Origin of the sequence: Marilutibacter maris, from assembly GCF_003233695.1 — a bacterium.
Classification (GTDB): Bacteria; Pseudomonadota; Gammaproteobacteria; order Xanthomonadales; family Xanthomonadaceae; genus Marilutibacter; species Marilutibacter maris.
Genome location: NZ_CP029843.1, coordinates 3,313,899 through 3,330,807, shown reverse-complemented (window position 1 = coordinate 3,330,807; position 16,909 = coordinate 3,313,899). Strand labels below are relative to the sequence as shown.

Here is a 16,909-nt window from a genome sequence, read left to right as displayed (position 1 = left end):
GCCGACATGCGCAAGATCGTCTGCTTCGGAGAAGCCCTGATCGACTTCCTCGCCCAGCCTTCGGCCACGCCGGGGGCGGAGCGGGCCTTCATCCAGCACGCCGGCGGCGCGCCGGCCAACGTTGCCGTCGCCGCCGCGCGCCTGGGCGCGCCGACCCAGTTCGTCGGCATGCTCGGCCGCGACATGTTCGGCGACTTCCTGCTCGAAAGCCTGGAAGGCGCCGGCGTCGGCACCGCGCATATCGTGCGCACCGACGAGGCCAAGACCGCGCTGGCCTTCGTCGCGCTCGACCATGAAGGCGAACGCAGCTTCAGCTTCTACCGGCCGCCGGCCGCCGACCTGCTGTTCCGCGCCGAGCACTTCGAGCCGGACTGCTTCACCGGTGCCGCCGCGTTCCACGTGTGTTCCAACAGCCTGACCGAAGCGGCGATCGCCGATGCCACGCTGGCCGGCATGCGGATCGCGCGCGACGCCGGCACCCTGGTCAGCATGGATCTGAATCTGAGACCGGTGCTGTGGCCGGACGGTGTCGATCCGCGACCGCGGCTGTGGAACGCGCTGCAGACGGCCGACGTGGTCAAGCTCGCGCGCAACGAACTGGAGTTCCTGGCCGCGGGCTTCGGCGGCGGCGAGGACGGCGAACGCGCGGTTCGCGAGAAGATTCTCGAAGGCGCGACCCGCTGGCTCGTGGTCACCGACGGCGCCGCGCCGCTGCACTGGTACGGCCGCGATGTCGGCGGCGTCGTCGGCAGCGGTTCGCTCGAGGGTTTCCGGGTGCGCGCGCTCGACACCACCGCGGCCGGCGACGCCTTCGTCGGCGGCCTGCTGTTCCACCTGGCCGGCGCCGGTGTCGATGCGACGGGGCTGCCCGCTTTCGTCGGCGATCGCGTCGCGGTCGAGGAGGCGCTGCGTTTCGCCGCCGCGGTCGGCGCGCTGGCGGTCACCCGTCATGGCGCGTTCGCGGCGATGCCGACCCACGCACAAGTACAGCAACTGCTCAAGGAACAGTACGACGATGTCGCCTGAAAACTCCGCGTCACCGGCGTTGCCGGACTTCCACTCGCCGCAGTTGCTGCGCGCGCACATCGCGCAGACGATGGCGTTCTATCACCCGCGCTGCATCGATCCGGATGGCGGGTTCTTCCACTACTTCAAGGACGATGGCCGCGTCTACGATCGCGGCCACCGCCACCTGGTCAGCAGCACCCGTTTCGTCTTCAACTATGCGATGGCGGCGCGCGAGTTCGCCGACGATGCCGCGCTGGCCGGTCAGTACCTCGACGCCGTGCAGCATGGCTTGCGCTACCTGCGCGAGGTCCACCGCGACCCGCGGACCGGCGGCTACGCCTGGACCCTGCGCGACGGCCAGGTCGAGGATGCGACCAACCACTGCTATGGCGTGGCCTTCGTGCTGCTGGCGTACTCGTGCGGGCTCAAGGTCGGCATCGAGCAGGCGCGCGAGTGGATGGACGAGACCTGGCAGTTGCTGGAGTCGCGTTTCTGGGAACCGGGCCCGGGCCTGTACCGCGACGAGGCCGACGCCGACTGGAACTTCAGCGGCTACCGCGGCCAGAACGCCAACATGCACATGTGCGAGGCGATGCTGGCGGCCTACGAGGCCAGCGGCGAGCGCCGCTATCTCGACCGCGCGCTGACCCTTGCCGATCACATGACCCGGCGCCAGGCCGCGCAGGCCGGCGGCCTGGTCTGGGAGCACTACGACGCCGACTGGAACGTCGACTGGACCTACCATCTCGACGACCCCAAACACCTGTTCCGTCCGTGGGGCTTCCAGCCCGGCCACCAGACCGAGTGGGCCAAGCTGCTGCTAATCCTCGACCGCCATCTCGCCGGCGTCGGCATCGAGGCCGACTGGCTGGTGCCGACCGCGCGCCGGCTGTTCGACACCGCCCTCGAGCACTCCTGGGACGAGGCGCGTGGCGGCATGGTGTACGGCTTCGCGTTCGAGGGCCTGCGCGACGCCGCCGGCGGCAACGCCAGGGTCGAGGGCGCGGCCTATCCCTGCGACGAGGACAAGTATTTCTGGGTCCAGGCCGAGTCGCTGGCCGCCGCCGCCCTGCTGGCGAAGCGCACCGGCGAGGCCGGGTACCGCGACTGGTACCAGCGGCTGTGGACCTATGCGTGGACGCACATGGTCGATCACCGGCACGGTGCCTGGTATCGCATCCTCGACGCCGACAACCGCAAGTACGACGACGACAAGAGTCCGGCCGGCAAGACCGACTACCACACCATGGGCGCCTGCCACGAGGTGCTGGGCGTGCTGCGCGGATGAGGGCCGCCGGCGCCGTCCTGATCGCCGTCTGGCTGGCACGCTGCCTGGTGTCGGAACCGGCATCGGCGGCAGCGTCCGCCGGGCCTGCGCCTGAGCGTTTCGGCTCCTCGTTCGAGGACGGCGATCCGCAGCCTATAGCGGGCAGGGGCGAGGAGGCGCGGGGCGCGACCCTGACGCTGCGCCGCGCCGGCGGCCCCGACGCGGCGTACACCGCGCGCACCGGGGTCGGTTTCACCGGTGTGCGCTCGCTGGAATACGCCGGCCGGATCGACGCGGAGGGCGGCGGCGCGGCGCGCGCGGCGGTGTTCGACGTCTCGATTCCGGTGACCGCCGCGACCGAGCTGTCGTACCGGATCTTCCCGCGCTTCATCGACGACGATCTGCGCTATCCCAGCACCTGGGCCGCGGTCGATCTGGAGTTCAGCGACGGCTTCCGGCTGTCCGACCTGGGTGCCCTGGACCAGCACGGCTTCGGGCTGTCGCCGCGCGGGCAGGGCGGGTCGAAGTCGCTGTATACCGACCAGTGGAACCACAAGCAGTCGCGCATCGGCGAGGTCGCCGCGGGCAGGACCATCGCCCGCATCCTGGTCGCCGTGCAGGCGCCGTTCGGCCCCGCCGACTTCCGCGGCTGGATCGACGACATCGCGGTGACGGACCGGCCGATTGCGGACGCGGCCGCATCGGCGGCTCCCGCCGACCACGTGCTGACCACCCGCGGCACCCATTCCTCCGGCGCGTTCTCGCGCGGCAACAACATTCCCGCGACCGCGCTGCCGCACGGCTTCAATTTCTGGGCGCCGGTCACCGATGCCGGCTCGCTGAGCTGGTTCTACGAGTACGCCCGCCGCAACGACGCGCGCAACCGGCCGCGTCTGCAAGCGCTGACGCTGAGCCACGAGACCAGCCCGTGGATGGGCGACCGCCAGACCTTCCAGGTGATGCCGTCGATCGCCGCTGGCGTGCCCGACCCCCGCCGCGATGCGCGCGCGGTGACGTTCCGGCACGAGAACGAGGTCGCCAGGCCCCACCACTACCGGGTCGAACTCGACAACGGCATCGTCGCCGAGATCGCCCCGACCGACCATGCGGCGATGTTCCGGTTCCATTTTCCGGGCGACGACGCCAGCCTGATCTTCGACAACGTCGACGACCGCGGCGGCCTGTCGTTGTCGTCGGAGCGCGGCGAACTGAGCGGCTACACCGACACCCGCAGCGGGCTGTCCAACGGCGCCGGGCGCATGTACGTGTACGCGAAGTTCGATCGCCCGGTCGTCGCCGGCGGCAAGCTGGTCGTCGAGGGCGACGCCAGGCAGGGCAGGCGGGCCAAGGTGCCCGGCTACTTCCGTTTCGATGCCGGCAGCGAGCGCACCGTCACCATGCGCATCGCGACCTCGCTGATCAGCCTCGAACAGGCCCGCCACAATCTGGCGCTGGAGATCGGCGAGCGCGACGGTTTCGAGGATGTCCGCGAGCGCGCGCGCCAGGCCTGGAACGCACGGCTCGGGGTGATCGAGGTCGAGGGCGCCACGCCCGACCAGCTGACCACCCTGTACTCCAACCTGTACCGCCTGTTCCTGTATCCGAACTCGGCGCACGAGAACGTCGGCAGCCACGAGGCCCCGGTGTGGCGTCATGCGGTGCAGGCTTCCGCCGGCACCGACATCGCCGAGGGCACCACCGACACCCGCACCGGCGCCGCGGTCGTCGACGGCAAGGCCTACGTCAACAACGGCTTCTGGGACACCTATCGCACCACCTGGGCGGCCTACTCGTTGCTGGCGCCCGGGCAGGCCGCGGAGATGGTCAACGGTTTCCTGCAGCACTACCGCGATGGCGGCTGGGTGCCGCGCTGGTCCTCGCCCGGCTACGCCAACCTGATGACCGGCACCAGTTCGGACGTGGCCTTCGCCGATGCCTACGTGAAGGGCGTGCAGGGCATCGACGCGGCCGCCGCCTACGCCGCGGCGATCCGCAATGCCGCTGTCGCGCCGCCGAACGACAACGTCGGCCGCAAGGGCATGGACGTGTCCCCGTTCGTCGGCTATGTGCCGAGCACGGTAGGCGAGGGCCTGTCCTGGGCGCTGGAGGGCTACATCAACGACTACGGCATCGCCAACATGCTGGCGGCGATGGCGAAGGCGCCGTCGCCCCCGGTCGCGCGCGAGCGCCTGCGGGCGGAAAGCGCCTACTACCGCAACCGCGCGCTCAACTACGTGCATATGTTCGATCCGGCGATCGGCTTCTTCCAGGGGCGCTCGGCGGATGGCCGCTGGAAGTCGACGGCCGAGCGCTACGACCCCGAGGTCTGGGGACACGACCACGACTACACCGAGACCAATGGCTGGGGCTTCGCCTTCCTGGTGCCGCACGACGGCCAGGGCCTGGCCAATCTGTACGGCGGCCGCGACGGGCTCGCGCGCAAGCTGGACGAGTACTTCGCCACCCCCGAGACCGCGCGCTTCCCCGGCTCCTACGGCGGGGTGATCCACGAGATGGTCGAAGCGCGCGACGTGCGCATGGGGCAGTGGGGGTTCTCCAACCAGGTCGCCCACCACGTGCCGTGGATGTACCTGTACGCCGGCCAGCCGTGGCGGACCCAGGAGATCGTCCGCGAGACGCTGGCGCGGATGTACGTCGGTTCGGAAATCGGACAGGGCTATCCCGGCGATGAGGACAACGGCGAATCGTCGGCATGGTGGCTGTTCGCCGCGCTGGGCTTCTATCCGCTGCAGATGGGCAGCGAGGAGCTGGTGATCGGCTCGCCGCTGTTCACCCGCGCCACCGTGCATCTGGACAATGGCCGGGAGCTGGTGATCAGCGCACCGGACAACGGCCGCGACAACGTCTATGTCGCCGGCGTCACCGTCAACGGCAGGCCCTGGCACCGTACCGCCATCCCGCACCGGCTGCTGGCCGAGGGCGGGCGGATCGAGTTCCGGATGGCGTCCAGGCCCACGGAGTGGGGGAGTGAGACGTCGGCGCTGCCGTCATCGCTGACCGCGCCCGGAGCCGCACCGAGGCCGATCGCCGACCTCACCGGTAGCGGCCGCGGCAGCGCATCCAGCGATCGCTCCGGTATCCGCGCTGACGACCTGTTCGACAACGACTCGCGCACCGAAGCGGTGTTCCCGGGGGAGTCGCCGGTGTCGGTGACCTGGACTTCCGCGCGGTCCCCGGCCCCGGTGAGCTTCTACACGCTGACCTCCGGCGCCAGCGCCGGCCACCCGACCGACTGGGTGCTGGAAGGTTCCGACGACGGCGGCACCTGGCAGGTGCTGGATCGCCGCCGCGGCGAGGCCTTCGAGTGGGCGCGCCACACCCGGCCGTTCCAACTGGCCGCGCCGGCGGCGTACAAGCGGTACCGGCTGGTCGTCGAGGCGAGCAGCGAGCCCGGATCGTTCGCGCTTGCCGAGATCGAGCTGCTGGGCGAGGCCGATCCCCAACGCAGGGCGGATACGCAGTGAGCCGGCGGCTGCGCCGCTCGCTGCTGCCGATGTTGGCAGTACTGGCGACACTGGCGCTGCTGCTGGCCGCCTGCGCCCACCGCCCGGTTCCGGACGCCCGCACGGCATTGAACCCGCGCGCGATCGTCTTCTACTACAACTGGTACGGCAGCCCGGAGATCGACGGAGAACGCCTGCACTGGTCGCATCCGGTGCTCAAGTTCAACCCGGACGATCCGGACCGGCCGCCGATACCCGGGGGCGGCGACATCGCCGCCGACTTCTATCCGGCGCTGGGCGAGTACTCCAGCGCCGATCCGGATATCGTCGAGCTGCACATGGCGATGATCGCGCGGGCCGGCATCGGCATCGTCGCGGTCACCTGGCTGGGCGAGGACGATCCGAGCGCGCGCAGCCTGCCGTTGTTGTTCGAGGCCGCGGCCCGCCATGGTTTGCGGCTGTGCTTCCAGATCGAGCCCGCCGCGCGCCCGGACATCGGCGCCGCGCGCGAGGCGATGGTGCGGATCGTCGAGCGTTTCGGATCGCATCCGGCGCTGTTCCGCGATCCCGACAGCGGGCGTCCGCTGTTCTTCGTCTACGATTCCTACCAGATCCCCGCCGTCGACTGGGCGCGAGTGCTGACGGCCGACGGCGACCTGAGCCTGCGCGGGACGCGGTTCGACGCCGACGTGATCGGCCTGTGGGTCGGGGCCGACGAGCACGCGTTCTTCCGCGACGGCGGCTTCGACGGTTTCTACACCTACTTCGCCAGCCGCGGTTTCAGCTACGGCTCCACCCCGGCGCACTGGCCGTCGCTGCAGCGCTGGGCGCAGGACAACGGCATGCGCTTCATTCCGTCGGTCGGCCCCGGCTACCTCGACGCGCGGGTGCGGCCGTGGAACCGGGCCAATGCGCACGATCGCGACGGCGGTCGCTACTACGACGACATGTTCGCCGCCGCGATCGCGAGCGGCGCGACCCATGTCGCGATCACCTCGTTCAACGAATGGCACGAGGGCACCCAGATCGAGCCGGCGGTGCCGCATACGTACCCGGGTCGCCACTATCTGGACTACGCGCCATTGCCGCCGGATCACTATCTGCGGCGCACGCGATACTGGTTGTCGAAGCACCCGCCGGGCCTGCAGCCGCCGCCGTCGCGGTGACGAAACGCCGGGCCGCGCTTACCCGTGTCGTGCGAATCTGCGCATAATCGGGCGATGAACAAGACAAAGATCCCACTGCTGATAGATACCGATCCGGGCGTCGACGATGCGCTCGCCCTGTTGATGGCGTTCAACGATCCGCGTTACGACGTGGTCGGCCTCACCATCGCCGCCGGCAATGTCGGCCTCGAACACACCGTGCGCAACGCGCTGAAGGTTTGCGAAGTCGCCGGCTGCGACGTGCCGGTGTTCGCCGGCTGCGAGACCCCGCTGCTGCACCCGGCGCCGGATGCCGCCGACGTGCACGGCAAGGACGGCCTCGGCGACATCGGCTACACCCCGGCCGCGCGCAGCGCCGAGGCCGAGCACGCGGCGCTGGCGATCATCCGCCTCTCGCACGAACATGCCGGCCGCCTGGTGCTGGTCGCGCTCGGCCCGCTGACCAATGTCGCGCTGGCGCTGAAGCTGGACCCGAGCCTGCCGCAGCGGATCGCCCGCTTCGTGGTGATGGGCGGCGCGGTCACCGCGCAGGGCAACATCACCGCGGCGGCCGAGTTCAACATCCATTTCGATCCCGAGGCCGCACACATCGTGTTCGACGCCTTCCCGACGACAGACCTGGCCGACTGGGAGGCCACCGTCGCGCACAGTCTCGATCACGCCGAGCTGCGCGGCTGGTTGTCGGCGCCGAACGATCGCGCCCGCTTTTACGAGGCGATCTCCAGGCAGACCCGGGAGTGGTCGGAGAACCGTCGCGGCAGCCGCTGGTTCTGCGCCGACGCGCTGGCGATGGCCTGGGTGCTGGAGCCCGACGGCGGCGAGCGGGTCGAGGCGCGGCCGATGGCGGTGGCGCTGGAGGGCCGCCACAGCCGTGGCGCGACCGTGGTCGACTGGCGCCGCCAGGGCGGCCGTCCGGACAACGTGCGGATCCTGCTCAAGTACGATCAGGCGCGGTTCGAGGCGATGATCCGCGGCGCGATCGGGGCCGAGACCGAGGCGCAGGCCGCGGCCGGCTGAACGCGGAAGCCGGCGGTCACGGCCGGGCTTGTGCCGGTGGGGGAGTGTCGCTATACTGCGCCGCTTCCCTCCGATTACTTTGGTGAGTGCCATGAAGGCCGGCATCCATCCCGAATACCGCGAAGTCGTGTTCCAGGACGTGACCAGCGACTTCCAGTTTCTGACCCGTTCGACCCTCGACAGCAAGGAATCCGTAAAGCTCGAGGACGGCAACGAGTATCCGCTGATCAAGGTCGACATCTCGTCGGCTTCGCACCCGTTCTACACGGGCAAGCACAAGATCATGGATACCAGCGGCCGCGTGGACAAGTTCCGCAAGCGCTACGCCAAGAAGTAAGCAGCCGCGCGCTGCGTCGCGCGTTTTCGCGCGCGATCGAGACAGTATCCGGACGACGGCTGCCTGAGGGTGGCCGTCGTCTTTTGCGCGCGCGCGCGACGATCGCCGGCCGTGCCGTCATATACGCGTGGCAGGCTGGATGCCCGGGTCGGAGCGAGGCGCGTGCGCGGGCCTGGATCCGGCGCCCGTCCCCGGGTCCGAGCTTCGACTCTGAACGCTTGTGCGATAATTCCCCGGTTACGGCTCGCTCGGGTTAAAACCCGGCCGGCTGGCCGTGATCCTGTCCCCCATCCGTGTCCGGGCCTTCGCCCGCACGTCGACATGAGGAGTCTTCCGTGTCCGATTCGACCAAGTCCGGTCTTGCCGAGGTCACCCTGACCGCCGGCGACAAGAACGTCGTCCTTCCCGTGCAGCACCCGACCCTGGGCGCACCGTGCATCGACGTCGCCCGTCTGCCCAAGGAGACCGGCTGCTTCACCTACGACCCCGGCTTCACCGCCACCGCCAGCTGCAAGTCGGCCATCACCTACATCGATGGCGATCAGGGCGTGCTGTTGTACCGCGGCTACCCGATCGAGCAGCTGGCCGAGAAGTCCAGCTTCCTCGAGGTCGCCTACCTGCTGATGAACGGCGAGCTGCCGAACAAGGAAGAGTTCGCCGGGTTCGAGCACGAGGTCACGCATCACACGATGATGCATGAGCGGCTGAAGAACTTCTTCCACGGCTTCCAGTACGACGCCCACCCGATGGCGATGCTGGCCGCGACCGTGGCTTCGCTGTCGGCGTTCTATCACGACACCCTCGACCTCGAGGACCCGGAGCAGCGTCGTCTCGCCGCGATCCGCCTGCTGGCGAAGATGCCGACCCTGGCCGCCGCCGCGTACCGCTATTCGATCGGCTGGCCGATCCGTTTCCCGCGCAACAACCTCGACTACGTCAACCGCTTCCTGCACATGATGTTCGAGGTCCCGAGCGAGCCGCTGGAGATGAACCCGGTGGTCGCCAAGGCGCTGGACCTGTTGTTCATCCTGCACGCCGACCACGAGCAGAATGCGTCGACCTCGACCGTGCGTCTGGTCGGCTCGACCGGCGCCAATCCGTATGCCTCGGTCGCCGCCGGCATCACCGCGCTGTGGGGCCCGGCGCACGGTGGCGCCAACGAAGCGGTGCTGAAGATGCTGGCCGAGATCGGCACCCCGGACAAGGTCGACGCCGCCGTCGCCCGCGCCAAGGACAAGAACGACAGCTTCCGCCTGATGGGATTCGGCCATCGCGTCTACAAGAACTTCGACCCGCGCGCGAAGATCATCCGCGAGATGACCCACAAGGTGCTCGGCGAGCTGGGTGTCAACGATCCGCTGCTGGAAGTGGCGATGAAGCTGGAAGAGGCGGCGCTGAAGGACGAGTACTTCGTCCAGCGCAGGCTGTACCCGAACGTCGACTTCTACAGCGGCATCATCTACAAGGCGCTGAAGATTCCGACCGAGATGTTCACCGTGATGTTCGCGATCGGCCGCACCGCCGGCTGGGTCGCGCACTGGCTGGAGCAGCAGGTCGATCCGGAAAACAAGATCGGCCGTCCGCGCCAGATCTACACCGGCTCGGCCACGCGCGATTATGTCGCCATCGACAAGCGCTGAGCGCGCGGCGGCCGTCCCGTCGCACCGGCAACACCGACGCCCCGCATCGCGGGGCGTTTTTTTGTCCGCGACATCGGCGTTCGTGACCGGGTTCGCGGACGCGCGCCCGTGGACGGTCGCGGCGGTCCGTGGTCGGGAAGGCGGTGCTATGATCCGCTGCGCGACGGGTGGCCAGGGGCCGCCGTCGCGTACAGGGATGTGCATCGGTGCGCGGCGAGATGCGCGCGTCGCCGGCCTCCCTGGACGGCGGGCCGCCGCGGCCGGACCTCACCATGGACAGGAGACGAATGATGAGAACCTTGATCAGCAGCCTCGGCGTGGCCCTGTGCCTGTTGCTGGCCTCGACCGCTGCCTGGGCGCAGGAGATGTCCTTCCGCAGCGGCGTGATCACCGACATCGAGACCATCCAGGTCGAAGCGGCCCGGCCGCAGGAGACGACCCGGGCGCAGTCGGCGGGCGCGCGGGCGGTGGGACGCACGGTCAAGCGCGCGTTGTGGCGCGCGGCGCTGAATTCCAGCAGCGACCATGCCTACGACACCTATGACGTGGCCTCCGGTGCGGTCGACGACACCGCCGAGGTGGTCGCCGAGAACCGTGCCGAGGCGCGGAACACGGCGTATCTGGTGATGATCCGCTTCGACGACGGCAGCCAGTCCGCGATCCAGGCCGGCGAGGTCGAAAAGCTGCAGGTCGGTGCCCGCGTGCGGGTGCTGGGTTCCGGCGATTCGGCCCGGATCATGCCCGAGTAAGCGTCGCGGCCCGGAAACCGCGCCAGGGCCGCCGCCGTGCGGCCCGGGTGTCCCTCCGGTACGAGGCCCGCGCCGGTCCGCCATCGCGGTGCCGGTGGCGGGCCTTGCGTCGTGTCGGCCGGCGATCGCCGCCGCCGGCCGCCAGGACGAGGGCGTAGCCGCGTCGCGTCAGCGCCCCAGACCGGCCTCGTAGCTCGAGATCTCCTCATTGGCCAGCAGCTGCTGCAGCTGGGTTGCCGAGGCGCGCTTCATCGGTCGACCGTCGACATTCGACAAGGGGGCCTGGCGCAGGGCGTCCAGCGGCAGCACGGTCACGTCGAAGCTCAGATCCTCGGCGCCGAACACCCAGACCGGAAGATCGGCCGAGCGCTCGGGATCCAGGCGCAGGCGGCGCATCCGCGATTCCGCCGGAATCCCGTGCTCGTCGAGAAAGCGCATCACCGCTTCGGCATCGTCGCTGTAGGCGTGCAACTGGACCGCCGAGTTGGCGTCGGCGGTGCCCTCCAGTACCGGGCCGACCAGGCGCGGCGAGAACGGCTCCAGGAACCCGAGCGCGCGCAGTGCCGCTTCGCGGCGGACCCTCAGCGCCTCGCCGTGGTTCGCTCCCGAGAACAGCCGCTGGTACTCGCGCAGGGCCTCCTCGATCTCGCGATTCCGCGGTAGCGAGGCATCGTCGAAGATGCCCAGGCGCTGCGCCGCCTTGAGCTTGGCCTGGTGGTAGTCGCGCATCCCGCCCTCGGCCATCAACCGGGCCGCCTCGTGGGCGAGCCGGCGCCGGCGTTCGCGGGTGCGGGTCTGTGCGTGGACGTGGGCGTGCTGACGGGCGTGGGGCATGGCAACCTCCGCGGCTGGCACGACAACGGCGACCTGATCGCCGTGGCCGGTCCGAGCGGCCGGCAGGGCAACGCTAGCACGTCATCGGCGACAGCGTGAACCGGGGCCGGGAGCGGCCGCGATGGTGGTTCAGGCAGGGCCCGGCGGACAGGTCCCGGCGCCGGTTGCGGGCGCCGGGACGGCAAGCCGCCATCGGTCAGAAGATGTCGAAGGACTCCTCGGCCGGCTCCTCGTCGGCGCCGTAGTCGACGAAGGTCTGCATCCGGTCCAGGTCCTCGGCCTTGATCCACTCGGTCAGTCCGCCGCTGCCGTCGGGCAGCAGTTGTCCGGTCGCCGAGACCGACACCCTGATCATGCCGTCGGGCGGGGTGTTCTGCGCGATCGGCTGACCCTCCAGGGCGACCCGCATGTAGTCGATCCAGATCGGCAGGGCCGCCTTGCCGCCGTACTCGCGGCGCCCCAGGGACTGGAAGTTGTCGCGGCCGACCCAGACCGTGGTCACGTACGGGCCGCCGACGCCTGAGAACCAGGCGTCGCGGTGGTCGTTGGTCGATCCGGTCTTGCCGCCGACATCCTCGCGACCGAGCACCCGGGCCGCGGTGCCGGTGCCGCGGCGGACCACGTCGCGCAGCATCGAGATGATCTGGTAGGCGACGCGGTTGTCGATCGCCCGTGGCGCCCGCGGTGCGTCGGGGTCGACGTCGGCGGTGTCGTCGTCGGCCGGTGTGGCCTCGGGTTTCGGTGCCGACGGTGTCGCCGGGCCGAGATTGAAGCCGTCGACCACCTGGCTGACCGACGCCGCGTTGCCGCCGATGCCGCAGCTGGGGCAGGCGCGGGCGGGCTGCTCCTTGAACACCACCGCGTCGTTGCGGTCGCGGATCTCGTCGATGAACCACGGCGTGATGCGGTAGCCGCCATTGGCGAACACCGCGTAGCCGCGGGCGACCGACAGTGGGGTCAGCGAGGCGCTGCCCAGCGACATCGACAGGTTGGGCGGCAGCTGCGACTCCTCGAAGCCGAAGTTGGAGATGTAGCGGCGCGCATAGTCGACGCCGATCGCGTCCAGCAGGCGCACCGACACCAGGTTGCGCGATTGCACGATCGCCTCGCGCAGGCGCATCGGGCCGGCGAAGTTGCCGGAGTCGTTCTGCGGGCGCCAGACCTTGCCGTTGCGCTGCTTGAACACCACCGGGGCGTCGAGCACGATCGAGGCGGGGTTGAAGCCCTTGTCCATGGCCGCCGCGTAGACGAACGGCTTGAAGCTGGAGCCGGGCTGGCGGCGGGCCTGGGTGGCGCGGTTGAACTCGTTGCCGGCGAAGCTGAAGCCGCCCGACAGTGCCCGAAGGGCGCCGTCGATCGGTTCCAGCGAGACCAGGGCGGCCTGGGCGCGCGGCAGCTGGTCGAGCGCGTAGGTGTAGCTCGGCGGCGGTTGCGGCAGGCCCTCGGGGACCTCGGCGGGCTCGGTCTCGACCGGCGTCTGCCGGACCCGGACCAGATCGCCGCGCTTGAGCAGGCTGCCCGGATCGCTCTTGCCGTAGGTGTTCTGGGCGGTGATTTCGACCACCTCGCCACTGCGCAGGGCCAGGGTCGCCCGGCCCGCGCCGGCACTCAGTACCACCGCCGGCAGCAGATCGGCCTGGGCCGGAACGCTGCGCAGGCGCTTGCCGGCGGCCTTCGCGTCCTCGTCCGCGGCCAGCTCGAAGTGCTGTTCGACCCCATGCCAGCCATGGCGGCGGTCATAGGTGGAGAGCCCGTCGCGGATCGCCTTGTCGGCCGCCGCCTGCAGGACCGGATCGATGGTGGTGGTGACCTTGTAGCCCTGGGTCAGCGCTTCGGCGCCGTAGCGGGCGACCATTTCCTGGCGGACCATCTCGGCCACGTAGGGCACGTACACCTCGATCGGCGGCTCGTGCGCCGCCGCGTGCATCGGCACCGCACGGGCGGCGGCGGCCTCGGCCGCGGACACGAACCCGAGTTCCTCCATCCGCTGCAGGATGTAGTCGCGGCGCTCGCGGGCGCGCTCGGGGTTGCTCAGCGGGTTGCCGCTGGACGGGAACTTCGGAATCCCGGCCAGCGAGGCCATCTCGTCCAGGTCCAGCTGGTCCAGGGGCTTGCCGTAGTAGAACTGCGCGGCCGCGCCGATCCCGTAGGAGCGGTGGCCGAAGAAGCTCTTGTTCAGGTACAGCTCGAGGATTTCGTCCTTGCTCAGCTCGCGCTCCATCCGCATCGCCAGCAACATCTCGCGCAGCTTGCGCATGTAGCTGTACTCGGAGTCGAGGAAGAACTGGCGGGCGACCTGCTGGGTGATGGTCGAGCCGCCCGGTACGCGCTTGTCGCTGGTGGTCGCCAGCAGCCAGACCGCGCGCGCCACGCCCTTGTAGTCGACGCCGTGGTGCTCGTAGAAGCGGGCGTCCTCGATCGCGATGAAGGACTGCTTCAGGCGCTCGGGCACCTCATCGATCTTGACCGGGTAGCGGCGCATCTCGCCGAACTGTGCGATCAGCCGCCCGTCTCGGGCATAGACATGCATCGGTTCCTGCAGCTCGACCGTGCGCAGGGTCTCCACGTCCGGGAGATTGGGGACAATTACGTAGTACAAGGTGCCGATCGCGATTGCGCCCAGCACCGCTACGCCGACCAGGGCCAGAAGCGCCCATCGCAGCAAGCGTCGAAGTCGTGGCATCGGGGTCCGTTTCCGAGTTGCGGATGTAATGGCCGGGCAGTATAGAGGAGTCGCCCGGGGGTTCCCCGGGCCGGAAGGGGGATGGGACGGGTTGGCGGTTCAGCTGGTCGATGAGGGGTTTAAAGTGACGAAGGGGGGCAATTTGTGCACGAAGTGGTTGCCAGCTCCTGAAAAGTCCGTTATCTAAGACGGGGCCACACGAAGTGCGCGTAAGCGCTTGTGGCATGGGGAGAAGATCGTGGGAGTCATCACAAAAAGCCAGCCGGCGCTCGTCGGCGTGGACATCAGTTCGACTGCCGTCAAGCTGCTGCAGCTGTCGCGGTCGGGTAATCGCTATCGGGTCGACCACTATGCGGTCGAGCCGTTGCCGCCGAATGCGGTGATCGAGAAGAACCTTGTCGAGGTCGAGGCCGTCGGCGAGGCGATCAAACGCGCGGTGTCCAGATCCGGGACCCGGGCCCGTCATGCCGCCGCCGCGGTCGCGGGCTCGTCGGTGATCACCAAGGTGATCCCGATGCAGTCCGACCTGGACGACGACGAGATGGAGTCGGCCATCGAGCTGGAGGCGGTCAACTACGTGCCGTATCCGATCGAGGAGGTGAACCTCGACTTCGAGGTCCTCGGGCCGGTGCCGGGCAACAACGAGACCGTGCAGGTGCTGCTGGCGGCGTCGCGTGCCGAGAACGTCGAGGTCCGCGCGTCCGCGCTGGAGCTGGGCGGGCTGATTCCGAAGGTCATGGACGTGGAGGCGTTCGCGGTCGAGAACGCGTTCGCCCTGATCGCCGAGCAGCTCAGCGGGCCGCGCGACGGCCTGGTGGCGCTGATCGACGCCGGCGCGACCATGACCACGCTCAACGTGCTGCGCAACGGACGCAGCATCTACAACCGCGAGCAGGTGTTCGGCGGCAAGCAGCTGACCGACGAGGTCATGCGCCGCTACGGCCTGAGCTACGAGGAGGCCGGCCTGGCCAAGCGCCAGGGCGGGCTGCCGGAGAGCTACGAGGTCGAGGTCCTTGAGCCGTTCAAGGAGGCGATGGCCCAGCAGGTCAGCCGTCTGCTGCAGTTCTTCTATGCCGGCAGCGAGTTCAACCGCGTCGACCAGATCGTGCTGGCCGGCGGCTGCGCGTCGATCCAGGGCATCGCCCAGATGGTCGAAGAGCAGCTGGGTGTGCCGACGATGGTCGCCAACCCGCTCGCGAACATGACCCTCGGCCAACGTGTCCAGGCCCACGCTCTGGCGCAGGACGCGCCGGCGCTGATGATCGCCTGCGGCCTCGCACTGAGGAGCTTCGACTGATGGCAAGAATCAATCTGCTCCCGTGGCGCGCCGAGCGGCGCAAGCAGCGTCAGAAGGAATTCGGCGTGATGGTCGCGCTGTCGGCGCTGGCCGCGATCGCGCTGTCTTTCTTGATCGTCAGCTACTACAACAGCCAGATCAGCGGCCAGAATCTCCGCAACAAGTATCTCCAGGACCGGATCGCCGAGGTCAAGAAGATCAACGAGGAGATCGACGTGCTGGAGGCCACCAAGGCCAAGCTGCTGGCGCGAAAGGAAGCCATCGAGGGCCTGCAGGCCAACCGCTCGCAGATGGTCCACCTGTTCGACTCGCTGGTGAGGACCATTCCCGACGGCGTGATCCTGACCTCGATCAAGCAGGACGACAAGACGCTGAGCCTGACTGGCCGCTCGCAGTCCAATTCCCGCGTCAGTACCTATATGCGCAACCTGGAAGGCTCCGGCTGGATGACCAAGCCCGACCTGTCGATCATCGAGGCCAAGGGTGAGGACAAGGGGTTGCCGTACGAGTTCAGCCTGAGCGTGACCCTGGACAACCCGAACGCGCCCAAGGACGAGGACGGCGACGGCATTCCGGACGCACCGATCGAGCAGCCGGCGATGGCGGCGGAAGGCGAGGCGGAAGCCGCGCCGGCGGCCGATGCCGCGGCCGAGCCCGCCGGCGCTGCCGAGTCTGCCGAGCCCGCCGCCGAAGCGCCGGCCGAGGAGTCCGCTCCGGCGGCTGAGCCGGAAGCCGCGCCCGCCGCCTCTGAGCCCGCAACCGGAGCCGCGTCATGAGCCAGAAGAAGATGTCCCTGCGGGAGCTCGACTTCAACAACATGGGGTCCTGGCCGCAGCAGGCCAAGATCGGCTTCTGCGTGCTGCTGGGCCTGATCATCGTCGGCCTGACCTGGTACCTGGTCGTCACCGACAAGCGCGAGCAGCTGCAGCGGCTGGAGAAGACCGAGTCCGAACTGCGCGACGAGTTCGTCGACGAGCAGGGCAAGGCCGCCAACCTCGAGCCGCTGAAGCAGCAGCTCGTGCAAATGGAGCAGCAGTTGCAGCAGATGCTGCGCCAGCTGCCGAGCAAGACCGAGATGCCGGACCTGATCGTCGACATCTCGCAGACCGCGCTGGCGACCGGCATCAGCAACGAGCTGTTCGAGCCGCGGCCGGAAGAAATCAAGGAGATCTACGCCGAGAAGCCGATCGCACTGCGCATGGTGGGCAGCTACCACCAGTTCGGCGCGTTTGTCAGCGGCGTGGCTTCGCTGCCGCGCGTGGTCATCATGACCATGCATGACATCTCGTTGCAGCCGGCCGGCAAGGACAAGGGTGCCGTGATCGGGCCCAACAGCCCGCTGGAGCTGGTCGGTACGGTCAAGACCTACCGTTACCTGGACGAGGGCGAGGCCAGCGAGAGCGGCGATACACCCGCGGCGGAGGGCGGCAAGAAATGAATGGGGAAA

Annotated in this window: 13 protein-coding genes; 11 read left to right on the top strand and 2 right to left on the bottom strand. The window is 69.1% G+C overall.

The genetic code is table 11. The annotated features are described in order from the left end of the window. Nucleotides 1–6: 6 nt before the first annotated feature. The 8 genes from C9I47_RS14685 (at nt 7) to C9I47_RS14650 (ending at nt 10,648) form a co-directional block, all read left to right on the top strand. Nucleotides 7–1,026 (top strand): carbohydrate kinase family protein, encoded by a 1,020-nt coding sequence (locus C9I47_RS14685; protein WP_111267420.1) that lies wholly within the window; start codon nt 7–9, stop codon nt 1,024–1,026. Continuing rightward, nucleotides 1,016–2,296, top strand: coding sequence for an AGE family epimerase/isomerase (locus C9I47_RS14680; RefSeq protein WP_111267419.1), 1,281 nt, complete (start codon nt 1,016–1,018; stop codon nt 2,294–2,296). Before C9I47_RS14685 ends, C9I47_RS14680 begins: the two co-directional genes overlap by 11 nt. Further along, nucleotides 2,293–5,760: a GH92 family glycosyl hydrolase gene (locus C9I47_RS14675; protein ID WP_111267418.1), complete on the top strand. Its 3,468-nt coding sequence runs from the start codon at nt 2,293–2,295 to the stop codon at nt 5,758–5,760. Before C9I47_RS14680 ends, C9I47_RS14675 begins: the two co-directional genes overlap by 4 nt. Continuing rightward, nucleotides 5,757–6,905 (top strand): glycoside hydrolase family 71/99 protein, encoded by a 1,149-nt coding sequence (locus tag C9I47_RS14670; RefSeq protein ID WP_111267417.1) that lies wholly within the window; start codon nt 5,757–5,759, stop codon nt 6,903–6,905. Before C9I47_RS14675 ends, C9I47_RS14670 begins: the two co-directional genes overlap by 4 nt. Before the next feature lie 54 nt (nt 6,906–6,959). After that, nucleotides 6,960–7,922 (top strand): nucleoside hydrolase, encoded by a 963-nt coding sequence (locus C9I47_RS14665; protein WP_111267416.1) that lies wholly within the window; start codon nt 6,960–6,962, stop codon nt 7,920–7,922. Between the two features lie 91 nt (nt 7,923–8,013). Continuing rightward, on the top strand, nt 8,014–8,259 hold the full coding sequence (locus C9I47_RS14660; RefSeq protein WP_111267415.1) for a type B 50S ribosomal protein L31: 246 nt from the start codon (nt 8,014–8,016) through the stop codon (nt 8,257–8,259). 335 nt (nt 8,260–8,594) lie between these two features. Continuing rightward, nucleotides 8,595–9,899 carry a citrate synthase gene (locus C9I47_RS14655; RefSeq protein ID WP_111267414.1) on the top strand — a complete coding sequence of 435 codons (1,305 nt, stop codon included), beginning with the start codon at nt 8,595–8,597 and terminating at the stop codon, nt 9,897–9,899. A 290-nt stretch (nt 9,900–10,189) separates the two neighbouring features. Further along, nucleotides 10,190–10,648, top strand: coding sequence for a hypothetical protein (locus C9I47_RS14650; RefSeq protein ID WP_145985539.1), 459 nt, complete (start codon nt 10,190–10,192; stop codon nt 10,646–10,648). Nucleotides 10,649–10,816: 168 nt separating this feature from the next. On the opposite strand, the gene C9I47_RS14645 is transcribed toward C9I47_RS14650, so the two are convergent. Further along, nucleotides 10,817–11,482 carry a hypothetical protein gene (locus tag C9I47_RS14645; protein WP_111267412.1) on the bottom strand — a complete coding sequence of 222 codons (666 nt, stop codon included), beginning with the start codon at nt 11,480–11,482 and terminating at the stop codon, nt 10,817–10,819. Between the two features lie 196 nt (nt 11,483–11,678). Next, on the bottom strand, nt 11,679–14,165 hold the full coding sequence (locus C9I47_RS14640; protein ID WP_111267411.1) for a penicillin-binding protein 1A: 2,487 nt from the start codon (nt 14,163–14,165) through the stop codon (nt 11,679–11,681). Nucleotides 14,166–14,403: 238 nt separating this feature from the next. On the opposite strand from C9I47_RS14640, the gene C9I47_RS14635 reads away from it, so the two are divergent. The 3 genes from C9I47_RS14635 to pilO are packed head-to-tail and all read left to right on the top strand — an operon-like array spanning nt 14,404 to nt 16,900. Further along, complete coding sequence (locus C9I47_RS14635; RefSeq protein ID WP_111267410.1) at nt 14,404–15,462, top strand: pilus assembly protein PilM; 1,059 nt, start codon at nt 14,404–14,406, stop codon at nt 15,460–15,462. Next, nucleotides 15,462–16,238, top strand: a complete 777-nt coding sequence (locus tag C9I47_RS14630) for a PilN domain-containing protein (protein ID WP_111267409.1) — start codon at nt 15,462–15,464, stop codon at nt 16,236–16,238. The genes C9I47_RS14635 and C9I47_RS14630 overlap by 1 nt, the downstream gene beginning before the upstream one ends. Continuing rightward, entirely contained in the window at nt 16,235–16,900 is a 666-nt protein-coding gene (pilO, locus tag C9I47_RS14625; protein ID WP_111267408.1) for a type IV pilus inner membrane component PilO, read from the top strand. Before C9I47_RS14630 ends, pilO begins: the two co-directional genes overlap by 4 nt. Nucleotides 16,901–16,909: the final 9 nt, after the last annotated feature.